This window comes from Thalassorhabdus alkalitolerans, assembly GCF_042656525.1.
Lineage (GTDB): Bacteria > Bacillota > Bacilli > Bacillales > Marinococcaceae > Thalassorhabdus > Thalassorhabdus alkalitolerans.
This window is the reverse complement of sequence record NZ_JBHSOZ010000014.1, coordinates 1-571: the sequence shown is the minus strand read 5'-3', so window position 1 is coordinate 571 and position 571 is coordinate 1. Positions and strand designations below refer to the sequence as shown.

The 571-nt window shown below is 53.4% G+C and carries 1 rRNA gene; it reads right to left on the bottom strand.

Features of this window, described 5'->3' with window-relative positions:
• A 23S ribosomal RNA gene (locus ACFPU1_RS16475) occupies positions 1-571 on the bottom strand; the annotation flags it as partial.

The following is a 571-nucleotide window of genomic DNA, read 5'->3' as shown; positions in this document are numbered from 1 at the left end:
TACAGCCAGGGTAGTATCCCACCAGCGCCTCCACCGAACCTGGCGGTCCGGTTTCCAAGGCTCCTACCTATCCTGTACAAGCTGTACCAAAATCCAATATCAAGCTACAGTAAAGCTCCATGGGGTCTTTCCGTCCTGTCGCGGGTAACCTGCATCTTCACAGGTAATATAATTTCACCGGGTCTCTCGTTGAGACAGTGCCCAAGTCGTTGCACCTTTCGTGCGGGTCGGAACTTACCCGACAAGGAATTTCGCTACCTTAGGACCGTTATAGTTACGGCCGCCGTTTACTGGGGCTTCAATTCGAAGCTTCTCCCCGAAGGGGATAACCTCTCCTCTTAACCTTCCAGCACCGGGCAGGTGTCAGCCCCTATACTTCGCCTTGCGGCTTCGCAGAGACCTGTGTTTTTGATAAACAGTCGCTTGGGCCTTTTCACTGCGGCTCTCCGGGGCTTTAACACCCTAGAGAGCACCCCTTCTCCCGAAGTTACGGGGTCATTTTGCCGAGTTCCTTAACGAGAGTTCTCCCGAGCGTCTTAGAATTCTCATCCCACCTACCTGTGTCGGTTTG